Genomic DNA, 16,522 nt, shown 5'->3' on the forward strand with positions numbered 1-16,522 from the left:
TCGGCGTTATTCCCGGTTGTTTTCGACGGAGACGGGGCCTCGAAGCGGGGCATTTTGCCCCGGCACTCCAGTCATCCGGCAAAAGAACAAAGTCAGCGATTGGGGACGGCCCGGAGGCCGGGCCGTCCCAACGACCGCGTTACTTCTTGTTGGGAGGCGGCGCGCCCGGACCGGGCACCGGCTCGGTGCCAGGAGGCGGCGGCTCGCCGTGGGGCACCACCGTCTCCTTCGGGCCGGTTTCGATCTCCGACTTCACCAGCTTGAAGTCCACGCGCCGGTTCTTCGCGCGGCCCAGGGCCGTGTCGTTGGTGGCGATGGGCCGGTCGAACCCGAAGCCCTGGGACGTGAGGCGCTTGCGGTCGATGCCCTTCTTCACCAGGTAGTCGAGCACCGACTTCGCGCGCCGGTTGGACAGGTCCATGTTGAGCGCGCGCGTGCCCTTGTTGTCCGTGTGCCCTTCAATCTGCACCGGCCCCAGCGTCGGGTTCTTGTTGAGCACCGTCGCCACCTCGTCCAGCAGCGGGTACGACTGCTTCTGGATGACCGCGGAGCCGGTCTCGAAGAGGATGTTGCCCTTGATGCGGATGCGGTCGGACTCCACCACCACGTAGGGCGGAGCGTCGTACGGGCAGCCGTTGTTCTCCGGCGGGCCGGCCACGTCGGGGCAGTCGTCCTCGCCGTCCGGAATCTCGTCGAAGTCCGTGTCCGGGCAGCCGTCGAAGTCCTTCAGGCCGGGCACCAGCGGGCACTTGTCCAGGGGGTCGACGACGCCGTCGCCGTCGGTGTCCTTGTCCGGCTCCACCGGGCAGCCCTTGTTCTCCTTCGGGCCGGGCTTGTTGGGGCACATGTCGTCGCCGTCCGCCACGCCGTCGCCGTCGTTGTCCGGATCCGGGCAGCCGTCCTCGTCGCCGAAGTCGTCCTTGTCCTCGGGCTGCGTGGGGCAGCGGTCGCGCACGTCGGGCACGCCGTCGCCGTCGGAGTCCGGGCCCTCGTCCTTGAAGGTCTTGTCGTAGCGCACGGCGAACATGACGCGCAGGGCCTCGCGGCCGTAGCCGGTGGTGACGTTGAGGCCGCGGCCCACGTCCAGCTCCACGCCCCAGTCGCCCCACACCTTCGCGCGAGCGCCCACCAGCAGCTCCCACGGCGACTTGAGCGAATCCGCCTGGTCGAAGTTGAAGGGGCGCGCCAGCGGCGTGCGCAGGTGCATTTCAGCGGTGGCCTTCACCTCGCGCAGCCGGCGGATGTCCGGCAGGTCCACGATGCCGCCCGCGCCCAGCGTCAGCTCGTCGTCCACGCGCAGGTTGAGGTACTGCGCCGCGGGGCGGATGAGCACGCCCGCGTTGCCCAGCACGCGCACGGGGCCCAGCTTCTTCTCCAGCGCCAGGCGCGGCGCCACCACCACGCCGCGCTCACCCGTGAAGCTCCGCGCGCTGCCGGTGGGCAGCCGCACCTCCGCCACCAGCGCGAGCCCCAGCGGGAAGCGGTCCGGGTTGAGCAGGCTCACGCGCGGCAGCACGCGGATGTCGCCCAGCGTGGTGCTGCTGACGCCCGCGGCGCCGGGGAAGCCCGGCTGGTTCAGCGCTTCGCCCAACAGCGCGAAGTTGTCGCCCTGCACCAGGGTGACGGGCAGGTCCACGCCCAGCTCCAACCGCTCCAGCAGCTGGTAGGAGAACAGCAGGTGCGCATCCAGCCGGTACGGCAGCAGGTTGCCCAGCTTCTCGTCACCCAGCTTGAGGGAGAGGATGCGCCAGTTGAAGTCCAGGAGCAGCGCGCCCCGGTAGCTGCCCACCGGTTCCACGGTGGCGCCTTCCAGGCCGATGCCGCTGGACTGCGCGGCCGTCGGTTTCACCGGGACGGCGTCGAAGCCTCGGGAGAAGGGGTCGGGTTGGGCGTGGGCCGCTGCCGTGGTGAGCAGCAGGCCCAGGACCGCGAGTCGCAGGGCCGCGCCGCACGCGGACCGGCTCCTCGAAGGTTGGGAGTCGGGGCATTGCATCCTGAGGCTCTTAGCACCCACCTCCCCCCGCCGGAAGAAAACCCCCACCCTTGGCGTGCGAGCTACAGCCCCATGCCATTTCTACAAATGCCGGACGCGGGGAGGCGCCGCATGTCCTGTTGTTTACGACACAGTTCGCGCGCGGGCCATGCGGGTTCAGGTGCGTGAGAGCCCGTGCGAGAAGCAGGGCCATGAACCGGTGGCTCCTGTGGGGATGTGTCCTGGTGGCGGGCTGTGGCTCCCGCGAGGCGAACGTGCGGCGCGACGCGCTGCCCGCCGCGTCCGCGAACACGGTCGTCTTCGAAGGAAGCTGTGACGCGTCCGGCGCGGTGGAGCTGGGCGGGGGCCTCTTCGTCGTGGCGGACGACGAGGACAACATCCTGCGCGTCTACGATGCACGCGCGGGCGGCCGGCCGCTGCGGACGGTGGACCTGACGCCGTCGCTGGATTTGCCGGTGAAGAAGAAGCCGCCGGAGACGGACATCGAAGCGGGCTCGCGGCTGGGCAACCTGGCCTTCTGGCTCACGTCGCACGGCCGCAACAGCTCCGGCAAGAAGCAGCCCGCGCGCCTGCGCTTCTTCGCCACCAGCGTGGAGGATCCGGAGCACGTCCAGCTCGTCGGCCAGCCGTACACGCAGCTGTTGGAGGACCTGCTCGCGGATCCGCGGCTCGCGCCCTACGGCCTGGCGCAGGCGGAGCCGCTGCCGCCCAAGGAGCCTGGCGGGCTCAACATCGAAGGCCTGACGGCGATGCTGGACGCGCCCGGGATGTGGATTGGCTTTCGCAGTCCGCTGACGCAGGGCAAGGCGCTGGTGGTGCCGCTGCTGAACCCGGAGGCGGTGGTGCGCGACGGCGCGGCCGCGCGCTTCGGGGAGCCCCGGTTGCTGGAGCTGGGCGGGCTGGGCATCCGCTCGCTGTCGTCATGGCGGGGGCGCTACCTCATCATGGCGGGGGCCACGGCCTCCGAGGCGAAGTCGCGGCTGTTCACCTGGAAGGGCGGGGACGACACGCCGGTGCCGGTGACGTCGGTGGACCTGTCGGGCGTGAACCCGGAGGCGTTCTTCACGCCCGACACGTCCGAGGACGTCCTGCTGCTCAGCGACGACGGCACCGTGCAGGTGGACGGCGTCGAGTGCAAGCGCCAGAAGGATCCGGCGCTCAAGCGCTTCCGCGGCGTGTGGACGGCGTTGCCGGAAAGCCCCTGAGCGCCGGAGGGGAGCGCGGACCTCAGCGCTCCATGAAGCCGGACGCCGGGACAATCTGGACGGCGTCCGGGCGCACCGGCAGCTTCTGCTGGATGATGCGCTCATCCACCTTGAGCACCTCCGGCGGCTTGGGCGACGCGTAGGTGATGGGCGACGGCTCGCCGGACTTCAGCTTCTGCGCCAGCCCCTGCGCGTCCTCCGTGACGAACACGAACGCCAGCTTCTCCGGTGAGAGCTGCCGGCGCACGGCGGCCTGCACGGACTCCGGCGTCATCGTCTTCAGCGCGTCTCTGTATCGGTCCAGGAAGTCCGGCGTGCCGTAGTAGAGCGAGTCGATGGCTTGGCCCAGCCGCCGCTGGTCGGTCTGCTCCCACAGGCGCGTGTAGCCCTGGAGGAAGCCGCGCACCAGGTCGAAGCGCTCCGGGCTGAGCGGCTCGTTCGACATCCGCTCCAGGAAGTACACCGCGCCGCGCGTGGCGAACACGGCGTTGGCGGGCACCACGGGCCGCAGCCAGATGGACACGTCCTGCTGGGTGCGCACCAGGTTGGTGCGGTTGAAGGTGCCGTTGCCCCGGTCCTCGATGAAGTGCTCGGCGTAGGCGTAGTCGCCGTAGTTGAGGCCGCGCTTCTCGCGCAGTTCGTTGAAGAGCACGCCGATGAACTGACGGTGCTCGCCCAGGTTGGACAGCGCGAACGCCACCGGGAAGAAGTCCGGGTCCCCGCGGCGCATCGGCGTGACGAAGCCCATGCTCACGGCGGTGGAGAGCGTGGGCTTCTGGAGGATGAGCGCACGCCCCGCGGATGACTTCACCGTGGGCAGCGCCACCCGGGGCGCGCCCTTGGCGGGCAGCCCGCTCAGGCGCGACGTCATGGTCTGCTGGAGGTTCGCGTCCACCGGGCCGGCCAGCCCGATGACCAGCCGGTCCTGCGTGAAGACGCGGCGCGCGTGCGCCTTCACGTCCTCCAGCGTGAGGGACTGGAGCCCCTGCACGGTGCCGCCGGTGTAGTGGGCGTACGGGTGCCCCGCGTAGATGAGCGCGTCCAGGCCCACCTTGCCCAGCGTCTCGTCGTCCTCGCTGCGCAGGCCGTTGCGCACGGCATTGAGCGCGTTGGCGCGCAGGCGCTCGAACTCCGCGGGGTCGAAGCGCGGCTGGAGCAGCGTGTCCGTGAAGAGGATGAGGAACGCGGGCAGGAAGTCCTGGTGGACGCGGCCGGAGAGGGTGGTCATCTCCTTGTCGGTGACGACCTTGAGCTCGGCGGCCATGGGGTAGAGCGCTTCCAAGAGCTGCGCGGCGGAAAGCCGCTGCGTGCCGCCCTCCGCCATCAGCTTCGCGGTGAGGGCGGTGAGGCCCTCCTTGCCCTTCGGGTCGTCGATGGAGCCCGTGTGGAACACGAGCCGCAGGCTGACGATGGGCGTGTCCGCCCGGGCCTGCACCACCAGGTGCATCGGCGGCGGCTCGTTCAGCGGCACCGCGGGCACGTCGCCCGTTTCGGTGGGGGGCGGAGGCGGCGGGGGCGGAGGCTCCCCGTGAGGCGGCTTGTGGGCGCAGGCCGCGAGTGACAGCGCGGCGGCCAGGATGAGCGGCACGGTGGCGCGGGTCTTCATCACGGCGTCCCTCCGGCGGCGACGGCCTTGGGGGTGAGGGTGAGGACGGTGAGGTTGGAGTCCTTGAAGTACTTCCTCGCGAACAGGGTGAGCTGCTGGGGCGTCACGCTGCCCAGCTGCTTCAGGTAGCTGGCGAGCGCATCCGGGCGGCCCATCACGCCCGCGTAGAGCGCCAGGTCGATGGCCACGTCGCGCGGCGTCTCCAGGTCCATCAGCAGGCCGTAGCGCAGGTGGTCCTGGATGGCCCTGAGGCGCACGGGGTCCACCGGGGCGCCCGTCACCGCCGTCACCTCGCGGCGCAGCACGGCGTCCACGGCGGCGCGGTGCTGTTCGTCCTGCAGGGTGACGTCGATGGGGAAGAGGTACGGGTCGCGGTGGGGCGTGGTGTAGACGTTGATGGACTCCGCGTACTGCTTCTCCAGCACCAGCTCCTTGTAGGCGGGGCTGGTGTCGCCCGCGAGGTACTCGGCGAGGATGGACTGGATGGCGGCGTCCGGCGTGTCCGCGCGCGCGGCGGGTGTGTGCCACGCGAGCACGTGGCGCGGCTGCGTGGGCTGCGGCCAGTCCACGTGGACGGAGCGCGGTGACGTCTGCTCGGGCTCCGTGGGGATGATGACGCTGGTGGGCTTGCGCTGCCAGCCGCCGTAGGCCTGGGTCACCTGGGCGAGGACCTGCGCGTCGTTGAAGTCACCGACGATGAAGAGGGTCGTGTTGGAGGGCGTGTACCAGCGCTCGAAGAACGCGCGGCTGTACGCGTACGCCTTGGGCATGGCCTGGATGTCTTCGTAGAAGCCCAGCGTGGTGTGCTGGTACGTGTGGCGGGTGAAGGCCGTCTTCACCAGGGACTCCTCCAGCTTGAGGTCCGGGCCGGCGGCGTTCTTGTGGTACTCGCCCAGGACGGCGAGCGCCTCCGTCTGGAAGGCGGGCTCGGAGTACTCCAGGTTCTGGAAGCGGTCCGCCTCCAGCGCGATGAGCTTCTCCAGGCCTGCGGAGGGGCCGTACACCTGGTACACGGTGATGTCGTCGGTGGTGAACGCGTTGTCGTCGAAGCCGAAGCCGCCGAGGATGCGCTCGCGCTGGCCCTCCGGGTTCGCCTTCGTCCCCTTGAACATCATGTGTTCGAAGAAGTGGGCGAAGCCGGTGCGGCCGGGCTCCACCTCGTTGCGCGAGCCCACGCGCACGGCCGTCACGTACGCGACGATGCCGGGCGAGTTGAACGGCACGCGCACCACGGTGAGCCCGTTGGGCAGCTGCGTGGTTTTCAGCGCGTACGGGAAGAAGCGGGAGGCGTCTGGAGGCGGCTGCTGTGCGAGTGCCGGCAGCGCCGGCATCAGCATCAGCAGCAGGAGGGGCAACAGGCGGCGCATGCGCGGACCCTTTCGGTGCTGGGGACGCGCGGGACGTTACGCCGGAGACAGGGCGGGGGTGGGCGGCTTTCTGACGGCGCCTGTCACCTGCGCGCCAGAGCCCGGCCTCACAGGGTGATGACGATCTTCCCGAAGTGGCCGCCGGACTCCATGTACTGGAGCGCCTCGCGAGCCTGGGCGAAGGGGAACACGCGGTCGATGACGGGCCGGGTCTTCTCCTGCGACATGGCCTTGAGCATGTCCTCGAACATCTCGCGGCTGCCCACGTAGGTGCTGATGACGCGCAGGCGCCGGGTGCTGGTGGCGGTGGTGTCCGGCTTGCCGGGGGCGCCGGTGAGCAGACCGATGAGCGCGATGTGGCCGCCCTCCCGGGTGGCCGCGACGGAGCGGGGCAGGGTGCCCGCGCCGCCCACCTCCAGCACGTGGTCCACGCCCTGGTTGCCGGTGAGGGTGAGGACCTCCTGTTCCCAGTCCGGCGTCTGGCGGTAGTTGATGAGCCCCTGCGCGCCCAGCTGCTTCGCGCGCTGGAGCTTGTCGTCCTGGCTGGAGGTGATGAGGACGCGGGCCCCGAGGAGGCGGGCGAACTGGAGGGCGAAGATGGACACGCCGCCGGTGCCCTGCGCGAGCACGGACTGGCCGCGCTTGAGGCCGCCCTGGGGGACGAGCGCGTTCCACGCGGTGACGGCGGCGCAGGGGAGGGTGGAGCCCTCCTCGTAGGAGAGCCAGTCCGGCAGGTGCACGAGCCCTTCGGCGTCCACGCAGACGTATTCGGCGAGCACGCCGGGGACGCTGCCGCCGAGCGCATGGGCGACGCGCTCCGGGGTGCGCTCGCCGTCGGTCCAGACCTGGAAGAAGGTGGGGGCGACGCGGTCCCCGGGCTTCACGCGGGACACGCCGGAGCCCACGGCGACGACCTCCCCGGCGCCGTCGGAGCAGGGGATGAGGGGGAGCTTGAGGCCCGGGTAGGTGCCGCGGGCGATGATGAGGTCGCGGTAGTTGAGGGAGACGGCGTGGATGCGCACGAGCGCCTGACCGGGGCCCGGTTGGGGCTGGGGCCTCTCCACGAGGGACCAGCTGGAGGCGCCGGTGGGGTGCTGGAGCTCGTACGCCTGCATGGGGGGACTCCGGGCGGAAGGGGCCTGACTGGGGGATTGACGGAGGGCGTTCAACGGTTAATGTAGGTCGAGTGCGGAGCAGATGGGGCCGCATGACGTACAGCGAACCGGGGGCGACCTGGCTTCGACGGGGGCAATGACGTTCGAGACGCGTGCCGAGCTTGTTGGGTGCTCGTAAAACTGCCGACAACAACACAAAAGCCAACGACAACGTTGAGCTCGCGCTGGCTGCCTAACTAGCAGTCTCTAGTGCGCGGTCCCCCTGCTCTCGGTCCGTGGGGTAGGGATGGGCCGTCATAATGCGGACTGGCTGCCAAGGGTGCCTGGGCCCGAGGCGGCGAGATCTTTCCAGGACCGGCATCAGGTATCCCGTCCGTGGGAGCCCTGGTGACGTAGCAAACCGCGGACTACGCACGTAGGGTCGAAGAGCCGACGGCTTTCGGACGAGGGTTCGATTCCCTCCGCCTCCACAGTGAAAGAGCCTGGCAATCCAGTACGGGTTGCCAGGCTTTTTCTTTGGTGCGGGTGGTCACCTGGGCTTTCCCAGGGCTTCGTGAGCGATCTCCAGTTCCCGGGCAACATCGGGACTCCAATCCCCCCGTGCCCGGAATGCGTCAAGCGCCTCACGTGACTCCGGGCCTCCCACGCAACCCAGCGTGGAGACCAGCTTGATCAGCTCCGGCACCTCCAGGGTGGGGTGTCGAAGCTGGGACTTCGCGAGCGCGGCAACTGTGTGTGCCGCCGCCGGGTCCGCCAGCAGCGCCAGCGCATCCAGGAGCACGCCCCAGAGCCTGGGCCGTGCGAATTGCTGGCAGAGGTGGTCGACGACGCCGGGGTTCTCTCCCAACTCCACCAAGAGGTCAGCCGCGGTGCCCTCGAAGTCCTCACGAGAGAGGTTCACTGGCAGCTCGGGGCGAGCCTCCACCGCATCCAGGATGGCGGAGGCGGCGGTCCGCGGCTCGCCCTCCAGCAACTCGTCTCGCAGCCTGCTCAACACGTCATCCGTTCCCTGTGGGCCACGCGGACCCGCAAGGGACATCAATCGTCGTGCGACGTCGGGGGTTCTCAACCCATCACCCTTGGATCTGCCCGCGGTGGTGGACCACGAGGCGGTAGATGTAGCGGGTGGTGGAGGATCCGACCCAGTAACCGATGCCGCCGCTCACGAGCATGCCCACTCCATGCCCGGCCCATGCCCAGGGCCCGGCGACGTCCGCGGGTGTCCAGAACGCGGAGAAGGCCGCTGACGCGGCGGCGGCACCAGCCCAGCCTGAGAGGCTGACGAGGGCCGCTTCGAGGTGGTCCTCCGCGATGATGATCTCCAAAGCATCGACTGCGATTGCTACGACGATGAGAATCTTTCCTCCAACGCGGAACACCTGCCGGACGCGGCCCGCCAGACGCAGGCTGCGCGCCAGTTCCTCGGCGGATTGCTCCAGGGCTGGAACGACTGTTGCCTGTGCCGAGGAACGGAGGGCCTTCAGCAGGGGCTTCAATCCATCACGGAGCCGAATCTTCGCGGCCTGGGCAATGACCGTGAATCGGCCTGGACTGGCTGAGAAGCGGCCTCCCTCCACGAGGTTGACCTCACCAACGCCGGACTTGGAGGCTCGCACTTGCGCGGCAACCCGTTCCCACATGCTGCGCTCGGCCAGCCCACGAAGCTGGCGGGCGACACGCTCGGCGAGCGTCTTGCTGAGCTGGGGGGGAGCGTCACGTCCTGTGCGAACCCGGAAGCGCTCGCGGACTTGTGCCTCGACCTCCGGACGCGCACGCGCTTCTTCCTCGGCGAAGATCAGATCAAGCTGTGCCTGCTCGAAGCGAATGGCCCCCTCGGTATTGACGAGTTCTGCCTGGACGGGGATGGAGTTCGCCGAGCCCACGCCGGTATGTGGACTGCCCTCCGTCACGAACCATGAGCAGCCGCCCACGCCCAGCTCCGGTCGGAATGGAGGCTGGCCACGGGTGACGTTCTCCAGGATGGCCACCGCCACCTCGGGAGTGACCAGGGCATTTCCGCCAACTCCTCGGGGAATGGCGAATGGCAGGCCTATGCCAAAGCTGTAGTCGGAGTCTCGGTCCCGAATCTGGGCGAGCAACTCGGCGTATCGCCGAGTGTCTCCGGCCTGTTGCGCGCTCTCCAAGGCAGGACCCAGCTCGTCATCTCGTAGCTCGGCGACGGGCGCGTTCCGTTGACGCGTCTCGGACAATTCCTCCGCCGTGGGGGGAACGCCTCCAGGAAGCGACTCTCCAGCGTCAAAGACCCCCGCATCCGCCATCTCCGCGTCATGCACATCCTGCGCGTAGAGGCCCTCCGAAGCAGCAACGCGGATGTCTGGCGCGACACTTCCATGCGCCAAGGCCCTGACGACCTGGTTCGCCTCCTGCTCCGCCGGAGCTCCACTGGGGCTCAAGCGGGTGCGTTCTGTCGAGGGCGCACGACCTTGTTGCTGCACGACATGGGTGAGCTCGTGCGCGAGAAGATGGCGCCCGGAGGTTGTGTTGGGGGCATACCGGCCTTCACCGAAGACAATGTCGTATCCGGATGTAAAAGCCTTGGCATGGAGGGCACGAGCGGCGAAGTGAGCGTCAGGGCCGGTGTGAATGCGGACCCTGGAGAAGTCGCTGCCCAGGCGCTCCTCGAAGTAGGCACGCACCGGAGCGGACAGGGGCACGCCGGCTCCTGCTGAAGCCCGAGGCGTAGCGGCAGGAGGAAACAGGGGGATGCGGCTGAAATCGAAGCCCGAGGGGAGGCTTGACGGTGGCGCCTGTTCCTCCGGTGCTTTCGATGAAGCGGTGGAGAACGTGCGGCGCCGAAAGAAGCCGTCGACCGCCTTCCGCTCATCCCGAACAGGAAGATCGCCACGCCGGACGCGCTCATGCATGTTCTTCCCCCCTCGCAGTGGGTCCTTCCGCTGCGATTGTCGTTCAGGTTCAGTTGGTTGGGCAATCTTGCCCCCCGGACTGAGGGCATGGCGAGCTTCGTTGACGTCAAGGTGCAAGCATTCGAAAGCGCTGCCTCCGCAGCAGCTTCGGCGCGGGATGGCATGGGGTATCGCCCGGAATCCCGGTCCTACAGTTGAAGTTTGAACCGCGCCTTTCGGGCGAGGGTTCGATTCCCTCCGCCTCCACAGTGGAAGAGCCTGGCAATCCAGTACGGGTTGCCAGGCTTTTTCTTTGGGAGAGAGCCCTCGTGAGCTTCGTGAACGTCTGGAGCCGTGAAGGTGGATACAGCCGTGCACGGCTATCGGGGTCCTCCCACCCGCGTCCCTTATGGCAGAGTGCGGCCATGACCCGCTCTTCTTCTTTCGCAGTCTTCGCGGCGCTGAGTCTGGTGTTGGTGTCCACGGCGTGCACGGCCCCGGATCACGCCCAGGACGAGCAGCACCTCCGCCAGTTGGTGAAGGCGCAGACCGAGGCATGGAACGTCCACGACGCGACGGCATGGACACGGGACTTCACGGACGACGCTGAGTTCATCAACATCGTCGGCACGGTGTTCCAGGGCCGCTCGGAAATCGAGACGCGCCACGCCGCCATCTTCGCGAGCATCTTCAAGACCAGCCACGCCGAGGTCACCGTGCGAAAGATCCACTTCCCCAGCGATGACATCGCCGTGGTGGACACGATGCACGAGGTCACCGGCCACACGGGCCTCCCCCCGGGCGTGCAGAACACCGAGGAGGGGCTGCTGCGTACGCAGATGAGGTATGTGCTGAAGCGCACCCAGAAGCAGTGGCGCATCGTCTCTGGCCAGAATACCGACGTGAAGCCGGCCCCCAGGCCTGTGCCGTAGACGGCCGATGCAGGGCTTCTGCTCGCCCAGGGTGCACGCGGACGAGACGCACGGGCTCCTCTTGGAGAGGGGGCCAGGGACGAACAGGTATGACTGACGGCACACGACCCATTCTCATTGAGGGCTACACAGCCGCGGAGGTGCTCCGCATGGCGGATCAGGAGCTTTCATCCTTCGCGCTGACGGGCGAGCCCGTTGTCATCCGCATCGGGTCCGCGGAGCTGCTCGGCTGCTTCCGGCTTCAGTCCGACACGCTCATTGTGGAGCTGGCTCACATCGAGAGTGGAGGGGAAGGTGTCCTCCCCACCTTCTGGAACCTGGTGCGCCGGCTCGCCAGAGCAAGGGGCGTCGGCAGCATCGAATGGGTCGTCCATGCGGTGAGGTGCGCCCGCCCCAACCTCAAGCTACGGCGAGTCCTCGAAAGACGCGGCTTCGTCGTCCGGATACTGCCCGGCATCGGCGAGGCCTACTTCCTTCTCGACGTGCTCCCGGCCCTCAGTACCACTGACTCACAGGCCCAACGGTAGGCGCTCACCCGCCTCGAACTCCTCGACCAACGCCAGAGCCACTTGGGCGCCCAGAGCGCAGCCGCCATGTTGAGTCCGAATGTCCTTGAATGTTGCTTGCCATTTATTGGAGGGTCTTGAAGAATGGCAATTGTCTCGGAGCCATCTTCCAAGGAATGACATTCAATGATTAGGCAATTCGTCTTCGCGGCCCTCTCGGGTCTCTGCCTCACGGCCTGTGGCGGCGCCATGGATGAGCAGGCGGAGCTGTCGGCCCAGAAGGCGGCCGTCCTCTCCTCGACGGATCCGTTGGTGGGGAAGTGGTGCCACGCGACCTGGCCTGGCTGCTTCACCATCAACACCAGTGGCTCCGCATTCATGTCGAACAACGGAGACGGCTGCTGGCTGGAGGGGGATGAGGTGTTCTCGGGACTGGCCCCTGGCTCCACTCCCGGGACCTACACTGGGACGCGCATTCACCGCGGGAGGGGAGTCTGCGCAAGTCCTCCGCCGTATCCGCTGCCGACTTCTACGACCATCACGATGACGGGGTCCAATTCCTTCTCGGAAGTCTCCGGGAGCTTCACGGCGAGCTGGGTCCGCTCGCCCTGAGCCTCAACGAGGCTTGATGCGGGTTCGATTCCCTCCGCCTCCACAGTTTCACCTTGTAGTTACGGGTGGTTAGACGCTTCAACCGCCCGTGTTGCACGTATGTCGCACGCGGGAACAGAGGGGCGGTCGAGAACAGAGACCGCCTCTCTCCGCGTGTCGGGGCTCAGGTGGGCATAGCGCATCGTCATTTCGATGGTCGCGTGTCCCATCAGCTCCTGAACCACCTTCAACGGAACGGCCCTCATGGCGAGGTGGCTTCCGTAGGTGTGCCGCAGGTCGTGCCAGCCGATTTGCCCCTGCTCGCGGGTGATGCCCGCCGCCTGGAGCGCACGACGAAGCGGCGCCTTCATCTTGCCCGGGGTGAGTGGCTGTCCGTCTTCTTGGCAAAAGACGAAGCGGCCCCGAAGGTGCCGGTGTGCCTTGAGGGCATCCACCACGGACGCGGGCAAATCGACCGTTCGCTCGCGCCCGCCCTTCGGCAAGCCCTCTATCCCGCGCCAGATTGTCCGTCGGACGTGGAGCAAGCCCTGCGGCAGGCTGAGATCGTTCCACTGGAGCCCGATTAGCTCCCCCTGCCGCAGCCCCGACTTGAGGGCGACGAGCAGCACGAGACGCCATTCCGGTTCAGCGGCAGCGACGAGCCGCTCGGCTTCGTCGAAGCTCAGGAAGTCGAAGGCGGGCTTCGCGATCTTCCCGAAGAGCCTCACGCGTGGCGCCTGTGAGATGACCCGCTGCTCTTCCGCGAGCGACAGCAGCTTGTGAAGCACGGTCAGAACGTTGTTGATCGTCTTCAAGCTTAGGGGCTTGGCATCCGCGTTCTGTCGCTTCCGGATCGCAGCCTTTGTGGGGGCTTCCTTCCGGGCGCGTGCGGCTGACCTCTTGCTTCGCATTAAGGCTTTGAAGTCTTCGATTTCGGCGGGGCCGATCTCAGACAAAGCCATTTCCCCGAAAAAGGGCGTGATGTGGTGCTTCAGAATCTGGCGCTTGCTGAAGACGCTAGAGTTCTTGTTGTTGTTCTCGCTGAAGGTGAGGAATCGCTGCGTAAACGTTGCCAGCGTGATCAGCTCCTCGCTCTTCTGCTCCTTTCCGAAAGTACCGTTGAGCAGGGCGTTACGCAGGTCGCGTTCGTATTGCTCAGCGCCGCGACGGGTCTGCACGGGCGAGAACTTCACGACCCGTTGCTTCCGCCCGTCCGTGTGCTGAAAAACGAAGTCCACTTGCCACGCCTCCTCAACCTTCCCTGCCTTGTTCTTCCACTGCCGTAACCTGACGCTCATCGTCGCTTCCTGTCGTCAGAATCACGGCCCTTACCCGAGGAAGACCCTACCAGGGCAGCACGGCGGATCCGCAGTGATTTCCCCACGCGAATAACCCCCGGCACCTGCCCCAGTCGGATCGACTCATAGAGCGTTTTCCGGTTCACGCGCAGGAGACCTGCGGCTTCGTCCACGGTCAGGAACTCGGGCGGATTCGCCGGCTCGGTTGGCGTCGAAGTGGGTTCAGTCATGCCTCTTCCCCCGCCTTTCTGGGCCAACCGGCGACTGGAGCCGCGCCCTTGATCCGGTCGTCCGTTCCGAGCGAGTCGATTTGCAGCTCGCGGAGAATCATCAGGCACCCCCAGTGTCAGCGTAGTTGTCGCCTCGGCTGAGCAGCCGAGGTGACCACCTTGAGCGGGGCGAGCAGGAAAACGACGGTGCCGTACACGGACGCATTCAAGAGTCAGATGGTGAAGCGGATGCTGGGGCCCCCGGCGATGACGGCGACAGAGCTGTCGAAGCAGGTGGGCGTGACGCAACCGACCCTCTCGATGTGGCTACGGGAGGCGCGTAGGGTGGCGGCCGCCATGCCCGACGAGAAGCCCGTCCCCGCCGCCCCGAAGAAGTGGACTGCCCAGCAGAAGCTGCGCGTGGTGGCCGCGGCCCACGGCCTTGAGGACGAGGCCCTGGGCGCGCTGCTGCGGCGCGAGGGGCTGCATGAAGGCGAGCTGCGTGCATGGCGGGACGCCGCCGCTGGAGCGCTGGAGCCAGGCGCGGAGGCAGCTGCCTCGGGGCCTCTCACGGCGGGCCAGCGCAGGCGCCTGGCCGCGAGCGAGAAGCGGGTGAAGGAGCTGGAGCGGGAGCTGCACCGCAAGGAGAAGGCCCTGGCGGAGGCTGGGGCGCTGCTCTTCCTCGAAAAAAAACTTCAGGCGATGGGCTGGGACGAGGGCCGCCGGGGCGGCGAGGACGACGCACCGGACGAGCCGAGCGAGAAGTGACGCTGGCCCTGGTGGACGAGGCCATGAGGCGGGGCGCGACGCTGGAGGCCGCCTGCGAGCGGCTGGGACTGGTGCCGCGCACGGTGCAACGCTGGAGGCGTCCCGCGACGGCGCAGGACAGGCGCTGCGGACCTCGGACGTCTCCGGGCAACCGACTCACGCAGGCCGAGCGCCAGCGCATCCTCGCGCTCGCCAATTGCGCATTCCGGCGATGTGGGGCACCTGTTCCGGGCCAAGCGGGTCGGCTGTTCCGAGCCATGCGGGGCAGTCGGAGCGTCAGCGACGCTGGTGCCGTTCACTTCGCTGGCTTCTTGGTCCTCGTCAAATTCGCATCCACCTTCCGGACGGAGTCGCCGACCAGCTTGAGGCGGTGGGCGTTGTGGACCAGCCGGTCGAGGATGGCGTCGGCCAGCGTCGCGTCGCCGATGACCGCGTGCCAGTCCTTGGGTTCCAGCTGGCTGGTCACCACGGTGCTGGAGAGCCGATACCGGTCCTCCAAGACTTCGAGCAGCTCCTTGCGCTCCGCTGCGCCCAGCGGTTCCAGGCCGAAGTCGTCGAGGATGAGCACCTGGGCCTTTGCCAGCCGCTTGAGCACGTGCGGGTGCGTGCCGTCCGCGCGAGCCTGGGCCAGCTCGTCGAAGAGGCGTGAGGCGCGGCGGTACACCACGCTGTAGCCGTCGCGGCACGCCTTCTGCCCCAGCGCGCAGGCCAGGAAGCTCTTGCCCACGCCGGTGGGCCCGGTCAGCAGCACGTTCTGCTTGTCGGCCACCCACTTCGAGGTGGACAGCTCCAGCACCTGGGACTTCGTCAGCCCTCGGGCGTGGGCGTAATCGATGTCCTCCAGGCACGCCGGCTGGCGCAGCTTCGCGTGCTGCAGGCGCGAGGTGAGCTTCTTGTTCTCCCGGTACATCCACTCCGCGTCCGCCAGCAGGCCCACCAGGTCCGTGGCACTCAGGTTCTTGTCCGCCGGCTTCTCCAGCCAGCTACGCAGGTAGTTGGCCATGCCGTGCAGCTTCATCGCGTTGAGCTTCTCCAGCGTCTGGTCCACGAGCATTTCTTCTTCTCCATCGGTCTCGTCGTCCGGCCGGAGCGCGCCCACTTGGGCGCGCGCAGGCCACCGTCGATGCTGGGAGACTCGGGCCAGCACCGACGGGAGATGTCCGCGCACGGCCATCAAGCCGCGCGGGCTGTCAGTGGTAGTAGTGGGCGCCGCGCACGTTCTCGTGCTCGGGCAGCGGCCCCTTGTCGGCCGCCGTTTCGTCGGTGTCCTCGAGGTGGTGCTGGAGGATGGCGACGACGGACTTGTAGCCCACGGCGCGGTGGCGCAACGCGCGGGCGCATGCCTTCTCCACGCGCTGCTTGCCGTAGCGCCTCTCCTCGGCCAGGCGCAGCACGCCCAGCGCCGAGCGGAAGCCCTGCTGCGGGTGGGGCCGCTTCGTCATGAGTTCCTCTACCAGCTTCGCGCACGAGGGCCCCACGCCTTCGGCCCAGCGGATGAGGCGCGAGGGCGTCCACTCGGCGTGCTGCCGGTGGGAGGCGGGCATGTGCTCGGGTTGGGTGGTGAAGCGCCCCTTCTCCAGGCTGCGCACGTGGCTGGCCATGCGGCGGCCTGCGAGGAAGACTTCGACGCACGCTTCGGTGTGACGCACGTCCACCGACTTGCCCACCAGCGTGTACGGCACGCTGTACCAGTGGCCCTCCAGCTCCACGTGGTAGTCGATGTTCACCCGTGCCTTCTTCCAGAAGGCCAGCTGGTAGGGCCGCGCCGGCAGGGCCCGCAACGTGGCCTTCTCCACCTGCTCGAAGAGTTCCCGGCGACTCTTGCCCAGCTTGCGCATGGGCCGGGCGTTGAGCTTCTCCAGCAGGGGCCGGACGGCCTCATGCACCTCGGCCAGCGAGGTGTGGGCTTGCCCCGATTTCGTGGACAGGTTCGTTAAGCTGCCCTCTCTGCCAAGGTGAGTGAGACAGTCCGTACCCAGCAGTTTAGTGTGCAGGGCGACCCAGGCAGGGACGATGAATCCGGTGGTGGAAGAGGCTCGGGTCAGGGAGACCGAGGTGGTGGAGAAGG

14 protein-coding genes and 1 other RNA gene are annotated in these 16,522 nt (G+C 67.8%); 5 read left to right on the top strand and 10 right to left on the bottom strand.

Annotated features, from left to right (window positions below):
• Window positions 1-139 precede the first annotated feature (139 nt).
• Window positions 140-1,993 (bottom strand): OmpA family protein, encoded by a 1,854-nt coding sequence (locus tag D7X96_RS19510; protein ID WP_121723888.1) that lies wholly within the window; start codon window positions 1,991-1,993, stop codon window positions 140-142.
• A 191-nt stretch (window positions 1,994-2,184) separates the two neighbouring features.
• On the opposite strand from D7X96_RS19510, the gene D7X96_RS19515 reads away from it, so the two are divergent.
• Window positions 2,185-3,198: a DUF3616 domain-containing protein gene (locus D7X96_RS19515; RefSeq protein WP_121770410.1), complete on the top strand. Its 1,014-nt coding sequence runs from the start codon at window positions 2,185-2,187 to the stop codon at window positions 3,196-3,198.
• A 22-nt stretch (window positions 3,199-3,220) separates the two neighbouring features.
• Here the strand turns inward: D7X96_RS19515 and D7X96_RS19520 are convergent, their stop codons facing one another.
• The 3 genes from D7X96_RS19520 to D7X96_RS19530 all read right to left on the bottom strand — a co-directional run bounded on the left by D7X96_RS19520 (window position 3,221) and on the right by D7X96_RS19530 (window position 7,286).
• On the bottom strand, window positions 3,221-4,804 hold the full coding sequence (locus D7X96_RS19520) for a M16 family metallopeptidase (RefSeq protein ID WP_121770411.1): 1,584 nt from the start codon (window positions 4,802-4,804) through the stop codon (window positions 3,221-3,223).
• Window positions 4,804-6,171, bottom strand: a complete 1,368-nt coding sequence (locus tag D7X96_RS19525) for a M16 family metallopeptidase (protein ID WP_120551321.1) — start codon at window positions 6,169-6,171, stop codon at window positions 4,804-4,806. The genes D7X96_RS19520 and D7X96_RS19525 overlap by 1 nt, the downstream gene beginning before the upstream one ends.
• Before the next feature lie 107 nt (window positions 6,172-6,278).
• Window positions 6,279-7,286: a zinc-dependent alcohol dehydrogenase family protein gene (locus tag D7X96_RS19530; protein ID WP_121770412.1), complete on the bottom strand. Its 1,008-nt coding sequence runs from the start codon at window positions 7,284-7,286 to the stop codon at window positions 6,279-6,281.
• A 109-nt stretch (window positions 7,287-7,395) separates the two neighbouring features.
• Between D7X96_RS19530 and ssrA the strand changes: the two genes are divergently transcribed.
• Window positions 7,396-7,759: a transfer-messenger RNA gene (gene ssrA / locus D7X96_RS19535) on the top strand.
• A gap of 56 nt (window positions 7,760-7,815) precedes the next feature.
• Here the strand turns inward: ssrA and D7X96_RS19540 are convergent.
• Window positions 7,816-8,280 carry a hypothetical protein gene (locus tag D7X96_RS19540; protein ID WP_147468349.1) on the bottom strand — a complete coding sequence of 155 codons (465 nt, stop codon included), beginning with the start codon at window positions 8,278-8,280 and terminating at the stop codon, window positions 7,816-7,818.
• Window positions 8,281-8,359: 79 nt separating this feature from the next.
• Window positions 8,360-10,171 (bottom strand): eCIS core domain-containing protein, encoded by a 1,812-nt coding sequence (locus tag D7X96_RS19545; RefSeq protein ID WP_121770414.1) that lies wholly within the window; start codon window positions 10,169-10,171, stop codon window positions 8,360-8,362.
• A gap of 404 nt (window positions 10,172-10,575) precedes the next feature.
• Here D7X96_RS19545 and D7X96_RS19550 point away from each other — a divergent pair, with 404 nt between their 5' ends.
• Window positions 10,576-11,082, top strand: a complete 507-nt coding sequence (locus D7X96_RS19550) for an SgcJ/EcaC family oxidoreductase (protein ID WP_121724062.1) — start codon at window positions 10,576-10,578, stop codon at window positions 11,080-11,082.
• 89 nt (window positions 11,083-11,171) lie between these two features.
• Window positions 11,172-11,609 carry a hypothetical protein gene (locus tag D7X96_RS19555; protein ID WP_121724061.1) on the top strand — a complete coding sequence of 146 codons (438 nt, stop codon included), beginning with the start codon at window positions 11,172-11,174 and terminating at the stop codon, window positions 11,607-11,609.
• A 650-nt stretch (window positions 11,610-12,259) separates the two neighbouring features.
• Here the strand turns inward: D7X96_RS19555 and D7X96_RS19565 are convergent.
• The gene (locus D7X96_RS19565) at window positions 12,260-13,477 is read right to left on the bottom strand and encodes a tyrosine-type recombinase/integrase (protein ID WP_121770415.1); all 1,218 of its coding nucleotides are present in this window, start codon (window positions 13,475-13,477) and stop codon (window positions 12,260-12,262) included.
• The gene (locus tag D7X96_RS19570) at window positions 13,474-13,707 is read right to left on the bottom strand and encodes a helix-turn-helix domain-containing protein (protein ID WP_121770416.1); all 234 of its coding nucleotides are present in this window, start codon (window positions 13,705-13,707) and stop codon (window positions 13,474-13,476) included. The genes D7X96_RS19565 and D7X96_RS19570 overlap by 4 nt, the downstream gene beginning before the upstream one ends.
• Window positions 13,708-13,893: 186 nt before the next feature.
• Between D7X96_RS19570 and D7X96_RS19575 the strand changes: the two genes are divergently transcribed.
• Complete coding sequence (locus tag D7X96_RS19575; RefSeq protein WP_121770417.1) at window positions 13,894-14,454, top strand: transposase; 561 nt, start codon at window positions 13,894-13,896, stop codon at window positions 14,452-14,454.
• Window positions 14,455-14,749: 295 nt separating this feature from the next.
• Here D7X96_RS19575 and istB read toward each other — a convergent pair whose 3' ends face one another.
• A complete protein-coding gene (istB, locus tag D7X96_RS19580) occupies window positions 14,750-15,508 on the bottom strand; it encodes an IS21-like element helper ATPase IstB (protein ID WP_121770418.1) in 759 nt (252 codons plus the stop codon).
• A 136-nt stretch (window positions 15,509-15,644) separates the two neighbouring features.
• Window positions 15,645-16,340 (bottom strand): Mu transposase domain-containing protein, encoded by a 696-nt coding sequence (locus D7X96_RS19585; RefSeq protein ID WP_121770419.1) that lies wholly within the window; start codon window positions 16,338-16,340, stop codon window positions 15,645-15,647.
• Window positions 16,341-16,522: the final 182 nt, after the last annotated feature.

The organism is Corallococcus interemptor (assembly GCF_003668875.1).
Taxonomy (GTDB): Bacteria; Myxococcota; Myxococcia; order Myxococcales; family Myxococcaceae; genus Corallococcus; species Corallococcus interemptor.

Excerpts from the sequence above, each read along its gene's own strand:
- D7X96_RS19565 (WP_121770415.1), bottom strand. The coding sequence starts at position 13,477 with ATGAGCGTCAGGTTACGGCAGTGGAAGAACAAGGCAGGGAAGGTTGAG.
- istB (WP_121770418.1), bottom strand. The coding sequence starts at position 15,508 with ATGCTCGTGGACCAGACGCTGGAGAAGCTCAACGCGATGAAGCTGCAC.
- D7X96_RS19555 (WP_121724061.1), top strand. The coding sequence starts at position 11,172 with ATGACTGACGGCACACGACCCATTCTCATTGAGGGCTACACAGCCGCG.
- D7X96_RS19530 (WP_121770412.1), bottom strand. The coding sequence starts at position 7,286 with ATGCAGGCGTACGAGCTCCAGCACCCCACCGGCGCCTCCAGCTGGTCC.
- D7X96_RS19570 (WP_121770416.1), bottom strand. The coding sequence starts at position 13,707 with ATGACTGAACCCACTTCGACGCCAACCGAGCCGGCGAATCCGCCCGAG.
- D7X96_RS19545 (WP_121770414.1), bottom strand. The coding sequence starts at position 10,171 with ATGCATGAGCGCGTCCGGCGTGGCGATCTTCCTGTTCGGGATGAGCGG.
- D7X96_RS19550 (WP_121724062.1), top strand. The coding sequence starts at position 10,576 with ATGACCCGCTCTTCTTCTTTCGCAGTCTTCGCGGCGCTGAGTCTGGTG.
- D7X96_RS19515 (WP_121770410.1), top strand. The coding sequence starts at position 2,185 with ATGAACCGGTGGCTCCTGTGGGGATGTGTCCTGGTGGCGGGCTGTGGC.
- D7X96_RS19525 (WP_120551321.1), bottom strand. The coding sequence starts at position 6,171 with ATGCGCCGCCTGTTGCCCCTCCTGCTGCTGATGCTGATGCCGGCGCTG.
- D7X96_RS19520 (WP_121770411.1), bottom strand. The coding sequence starts at position 4,804 with ATGAAGACCCGCGCCACCGTGCCGCTCATCCTGGCCGCCGCGCTGTCA.
- D7X96_RS19510 (WP_121723888.1), bottom strand. The coding sequence starts at position 1,993 with ATGCAATGCCCCGACTCCCAACCTTCGAGGAGCCGGTCCGCGTGCGGC.